This window comes from Frankia sp. CoBUL1 (assembly GCF_978021245.1).
In genome coordinates this window covers 1-6202 of record NZ_CDXDOS010000206.1, presented here as the reverse complement: position 1 = coordinate 6202, position 6202 = coordinate 1, and the positions used below count along the sequence as shown (strand labels likewise).

Genomic DNA, 6202 nt, shown 5'->3' with positions numbered 1-6202 from the left:
CGCGGAAAGGCTCACTGTCATACCACTTTTCCGGGTCGCGAACCGTAAGAATCACTCGAGCCGACGGGTAGTGGTCGGCGAGCTCCCGCCAGAACCGGGCGCCCGGCCAATCGACTGTCGATCTGTACTGGCCGTACAGCGAGTCCCAGTCCACAGGAGCGCCTTCAGCGGCACTCGTCCATGCGGCAATGGTCTCTCGGTGCGCGAGGACCTCGTCCATGTGATGACAAGGGCCGTAACCGAGCTGTTCGAGGGCCAACTTGAGCGAAAGCGTTCCGGTGCGCCCGAAGCCCGCACCAATGATGTTGATCATTTCCCTCCTCCGTAGACAACGGATGCAACATTAACGACCATTCCGTTGCGAATCCAGAGGGAATTTTGATAATCTATCATCCTGGTAGGGATTGTGTAGTTGCAAGTACCCCAACTTCCCGCACCCGGTTGTCCGGTGTAGTTTTATGGAGGATTCAGGATTCAGGATTCACCACGGCACCGCGGCCAGGCGGGCACGGCCCCCGCCGGGGATAGCGGACACGCGGGCAGCGGCCCCGCCGCCGGGTCAGCTGCCGCCGCCACTGCCGCCGGTGACCTCGATGTGCCTGGGCTGACTCTTCCTGGACTTGGCGAGCCGGATCGTCAGCACCCCGTCGTCCAGCGACGCACTGACCGACTCCGGGTCCACCTCGCCCGGCAGCACGATGCGATGTTCAAACCTGCCCACCCGGCGGGTCTGGCGGCGTAGCACGCCCTTCCGTTCCCGCTCCTTGGTCTCACCGGTGACCCGAAGCTCGTTATCCCGCAGGTCGATCGAGACATCGCGGCCGCGCACCCCGGGGAGTTCGAGTTCAACGATGTAGGCATCGTCGGTCTCCTCGATGTCGACCGGGACGACGGTGGCGGCCAGCAGTCCCACCGGTCGGCCTTCCGCGCCACCGACGACCTCATCGAGCAGGCTTCCCATCCGGGTCCAGGCGTCCTCGATCTCCCGGAACGGATCCCACCTGATCACCGGGACCGGACGTTGGCTGCTTCGCACCGGAAATGCCATGAGGTTCCTCCACCCGTCAGTATCATTTCGACATCATTCGATTCGACCACACAATCAGCTGTTATCGGCCAAATACTTCCATCGCCGTCTCCCTGGTCGTCGGCGGGTAAATCGGCCGCGGCGGGAAACACTGACCACTGCTTCGGGGTTGTTCCGCAACCGCCGCAACGGTGAACAACCGGCGCGACCTCCCCGGAGACGGCCACCGCCTGGGCACACAGCACCCGGGCAGGTGTGGAGGCCGCGAAGCACGGCGGTCCCGCCATCCCCTCGAATCAGTTTTCCTCATCAAGACGAGCCGGCGGGACCCTGGCCCTGTCCGCTGACGGACAATGAACCCAAAGTCCTTCTACCCAGCTCCGCCCGCACGAAACCACAACCGGGCGACGGTGCGGGCATCGCGGCATCCCGCTCTGCCCCGGCTGGTCGCGCGGCTGAACGCACTCCCAGGGGCTCCCCGAGCACCTCGGCAACCAGCCCGCGATCGTGACCACGCTGCAGGAATGGCATGACATCCTCGCGGCTGTCAGCCGGCAACCCGCCGAGACGGATCCGCTGCCAGTGGATCCGCTGCCAGTGGCACAGTGGCGTGCGCTCGCGGCCGGCCTGCCGCATTCCCCGGAGCCCGCCGAGGGCGCGCGTCAGACCACCGCGGCCGGCACCGGGGCAAGGGCGAGACCCGTCCCCGGCAGGGCGGCCCGCACCTCGGCGGCGAGCAGGTTCCAGTCCGTCACGCGGGCCGAGGTCGAGCGGTAGGCAAGGCCGACGCACCGGTGCGGCGCGGGCCGACGGAACGTGGCGACGGCCAGGCCCCGCCCCTCGCCGACCTCGACTCCGACAGCGGCGGCGGGGACGAGGGTCAGCCCCAGGCCACCGGCGACCATCTGGACGATCGTCGACAGGCTCGCCGCACGCAGGGTGGAACGCTCCCGTGCCCCCGCCTCCCGGCAGACCTCGAGTGCCTGGGCCCGGAAGCAGTGCCCGTCCTCCAGCAGGAGCAGATCCTGCCCGCCGATGGCGGCGACCGGCACGGCGGCGCCACCCGCCAGCGGGTGCTCCGCGGGGGTGACGAGGACAAAGTCCTCGTCGTACAGCGGGATCTCGGCTGTCCCCGGCTCATCGGTGGGCAGAGCGAGCAGCGCGAGATCGAGCGCACCGCCGCGCAGCTCCGCCAGCAGGGTGGCCGTCTGAGACTCCCGCAGCCGCAGCCGCAGCCGCGCCTGCGGCCACCGTTCCCGCAGCGTCGGCAGCAGCTGTGGGAGCAGGTAGGGGGCCACCGTGGGGATGACTCCAAGACGGATGTCACCGACCAGGGGTTCCCGGGCCCGGATGGCCAGTTCACCGATGTCGTCGACGGCACCCAGTATCCCCCGGGCCCGCCGGACGATCTCCTCCCCGAGCCCGGTGAGCAGGACGCTGCGGGTGGTGCGTTCCACGAGCTGGACGCCCAGGGTGCGCTCGAGCGCCGCCACCGCGCTGGACAGCGTCGGCTGGCTGACGTTCAGGGCCGCCGCGGCGCGGCCGAAGTGCCGGTGATCGGCCACTCCGACGAGGGCGCGCAGCTGGGCCAGGGTCGGGTGCGGACTAGCCATAGATTGAGGCTATCAAAGTTGCGGAATTTTTCGATTTCTCTTCCGAGTCGCCGACCGTGACAGTGTGACAGTTGTGACAGTGGAGTCATCCCTGCGCGGCTTCTCGATCGACGAGGCCGTCAACGAGGCCATCAACGACGGCCGCGGCCATCTACTGGGGCCGGCGCCCCGGCTGTTCCACCGCACGCGTTCCTGATCGCTCCTGATCCGTCTATGCCCGGAGGGTCCCATGTCCGAGAACCATGACGCAGTCGTGTACAACACGAACGCGGAGAACGGCGGTGGCTGCCCGGTCGCGCACGGGCGCGCCCCGCACCCCACCCAGGGCGGCGGAAACCGCGGCTGGTGGCCGAACCGGCTCAACCTGAAGATCCTCGCCAAGAACCCCGCCATGGCCAACCCCCTCGGCGGGGAGTTCACCTATGCCGAGGCCTTCCGGACCCTCGACCTCGCCGCCGTGAAGCAGGACATCGCGGCGGTGCTGACTACCTCGCAGGCCTGGTGGCCGGCCGACTACGGTCACTACGGCCCGTTCATCATCCGGATGGCGTGGCACAGCGCGGGTACCTACCGCATCAGCGACGGCCGCGGTGGTGCGGGTGCCGGCCAGCTGCGTTTCGCTCCCCTCAACAGCTGGCCGGACAACGCGAACCTCGACAAGGCTCGCCGCCTGCTGTGGCCGGTCAAGAAGAAGTACGGTCAGAAGATCTCATGGGCCGATCTGATGATCCTCGCCGGCAACGTCGCCCTGGAGTCGATGGGCTTCGAGACCTTCGGCTTCGCCGGCGGCCGGGTGGACGTCTGGGAGCCTGACGAGGACGTCTACTGGGGCCCCGAGACCACCTGGCTCGACGACGAGCGCTACACCGGCGACCGGGAGCTCGAGAATCCCCTCGCCGCCGTCCAGATGGGTCTCATCTACGTCAACCCGGAGGGCCCGAACGGCAACCCGGACCCGATCGCCGCGGCGCGCGACATCCGCGAGACGTTCCGCCGGATGGCGATGAACGACGAGGAGACGGTCGCCCTGATCGCCGGCGGCCACACCTTCGGCAAGACCCACGGCGCGGCCAACCCGGACGAGCACCTCGGCCCGGAGCCCGAGGGCGCCCCCATCGAGGAGCAGGGCTTCGGCTGGACGAGCACCTTCGGCACCGGCAGGGGTGGGGACACGATCACCAGCGGGCTTGAGGGTGCGTGGACGAACACCCCGGTGAGCTGGGACAACAGCTTCTTCGAGATCCTGTTCAGCTACGAGTGGGAGCTGACGAAGAGCCCCGCCGGTGCGAACCAGTGGAAGCCGAAGGACGGTGCCGGTGCCGGCACCGTCCCCGACGCCCACGACGCGGCGAAAAGCCACGCCCCCACGATGCTGACGACGGACCTCGCCCTCCGGTTCGACCCGATCTACGAGCCCATCTCGCGGCGCTTCCTGGAGAATCCGAGCGCGTTCGCGGACGCGTTCGCCCGGGCGTGGTTCAAGCTGACGCATCGTGACCTGGGGCCGGTCGCGCGCTACCTCGGCCCGGAGGTCCCGACCGAGACGCTGCTGTGGCAGGACCCACTCCCGGCGGTGGCCCACGAGCTCATCGACGCCGCGGACGTCGCCACTCTCAAGGGTCAGATCCTTGCCTCGGGTCTGTCGGTCTCCCAGCTGGTCTCCACCGCGTGGGCGTCGGCCTCGACGTTCCGCGGTGGTGACAAGCGCGGCGGCGCCAACGGTGCGCGCATCCGCCTCGAACCACAGCGCGGCTGGGAGGTCAACGAACCCGACCAGCTGGCGGCGGTCCTGCGCACGCTGACGAGAATCCAGGAGGCCTTCAACGCCGCCCAGACCGGCGGCAAGCAGGTCTCACTCGCCGACCTGATCGTGCTCGCCGGTGGTGTTGCCGTCGAGCGGGCCGCCGCGGACGCCGGCTTCGACGTCGAGGTCCCCTTCGCACCGGGACGTACCGACGCGTCGCAGGAGCAGACCGACGTGGAGTCGTTCGCGGTGCTCGAGCCGACGGCGGACGGGTTCCGCAACTACCTGGGGAAGGGCCACCGCCTGCCGGCTGAGTACCTCCTGCTCGACCGGGCGAACCAGCTGACCCTGAGCGCCCCCGAGCTGACGGTCCTCGTCGGTGGTCTGCGGGTCCTGGGCGCGAACTACCAGCAGTCGCCGCTCGGCGTCTTCACCGCGACCCCCGGGTCGCTGACGAACGACTTCTTCGTCAACCTGCTCGATCTTGGCACGACGTGGAAGACGACGTCCGAGGACGCGAACACCTTCGAGGGCCGCGATGCCGCCACGGGCAAGGTCAGGTGGACCGGCAGCCGCGCCGACCTCGTCTTCGGTTCAAACTCCGAACTGCGCGCGCTCGCGGAGGTCTACGCGAGCGACGACGCGCGGGAGAAGTTCGTGCACGACTTTGTCGCGGCGTGGGTCAAGGTGATGAACCTCGACCGGTTCGACCTCGTCTGATCCTGACGTCCAGGTCGGCCCGTGCCGGGCCACCTGGACGTCCTCGGTCCCGTCGCCATGGGCCTGAGGACGTGACGGTCGAGGCGAGCTCGTCCGCCGAACAGGTGCCGGCGGCCGATCGACGTGACAGGCGTCACCAGCACCCCCATACCTTCAGATAATCGACTGATCCTGCTAGACAGAACCAGTACCCGGGGAAACCTCGACGTCGCGGTATGGTCCCGCGATGACGACCATGATCCTTTGTGATCCCGTGCCGCCCCTGCCGGAACGGCTCCCTCCCGTCGCCCAGGCCGTCCAGCCGCTGTCCCGGCCACGCTCCCCGTTCCCGTACCAAGCCGGGGTGCAACGGCTCGCGCCTTCAAAGATCTCCCTCACCGCAGCCACGCGCGGGGCGAGCGGTAGCGTGCGCGCCGCCAGCCTTCCTCTGGACACGCCTGGTGACTGGCCCGCGCGCCCACCCGAGGCACTGCAGAAACCATCGGCATCCGGTATCCTCGATCCCCTGCGGCTCTGTGCCCAGCCCTGGGGCGGCGACCGCCACGGTTCGGCGCACCGGCTGCCGTTGCACCGTTCGTCTCCCTCCCCCTCGACGCGGAGGTCGAGGCGGCGGTCACCGTGCGACGCGTAGGTCGACAACTCGCTGTAGTCGACTCCGAGCTCGGATCGGCGGGATCCCGGCCGAGTGTGCTTGTGCGTTTTCTCGTCTCGCGCCTCACCGTCCATTGACCCCTTCGAGGACGCGCTGGTCAACGCCTGTTCGAAGGACCAGACGGAGCGGGGACCGCGGCAGTCCGGTCGAGCGCGCCCGCACCCGGGCCGAGTCGGTCAGGTCGACATTTTTATTAACTCTGCGTAACAGAATGCGGAATACAACGTGGTCCTTCACCGCCCCGGACCGGAGGACCACCCCCATCGCTGCCACAATGCGACTTTGTAAGCACGGTTCGTAGTCAGACGGCACCAAAGACCACTAGCCACACATCCGACATCGCAGTCCGGAGTCTGGGGAACACCAGATTCCGGACAGCACGATCATCAGGGGGATCAAGAGATCATGACGTTAACGCATCCGACCGAGACGCCGACGAGCCGGAT

5 protein-coding genes are annotated in these 6202 nt (G+C 68.2%); 2 read left to right on the top strand and 3 right to left on the bottom strand.

Annotation, left to right across the window (positions count from 1 at the left end; all coding sequences use genetic code 11):
- The 3 genes from AC08OX_RS13790 to AC08OX_RS13780 form a co-directional block, all read right to left on the bottom strand.
- A partial coding sequence (locus tag AC08OX_RS13790; protein WP_476608192.1) for a sulfotransferase family protein occupies window positions 1-313 on the bottom strand: 313 nt, incomplete at its 3' end.
- A 246-nt stretch (window positions 314-559) separates the two neighbouring features.
- Window positions 560-1009: an Hsp20/alpha crystallin family protein gene (locus AC08OX_RS13785; protein ID WP_476608191.1), complete on the bottom strand. Its 450-nt coding sequence runs from the start codon at window positions 1007-1009 to the stop codon at window positions 560-562.
- Window positions 1010-1689: 680 nt separating this feature from the next.
- A complete protein-coding gene (locus AC08OX_RS13780) occupies window positions 1690-2640 on the bottom strand; it encodes a LysR substrate-binding domain-containing protein (protein ID WP_476608190.1) in 951 nt (316 codons plus the stop codon).
- Between the two features lie 64 nt (window positions 2641-2704).
- Here AC08OX_RS13780 and AC08OX_RS13775 point away from each other — a divergent pair, with 64 nt between their 5' ends.
- Window positions 2705-2836: a hypothetical protein gene (locus AC08OX_RS13775; protein ID WP_476608189.1), complete on the top strand. Its 132-nt coding sequence runs from the start codon at window positions 2705-2707 to the stop codon at window positions 2834-2836.
- Window positions 2837-2869: 33 nt separating this feature from the next.
- A complete protein-coding gene (katG, locus tag AC08OX_RS13770; protein WP_476608188.1) occupies window positions 2870-5104 on the top strand; it encodes a catalase/peroxidase HPI in 2235 nt (744 codons plus the stop codon).
- Window positions 5105-6202: the final 1098 nt, after the last annotated feature.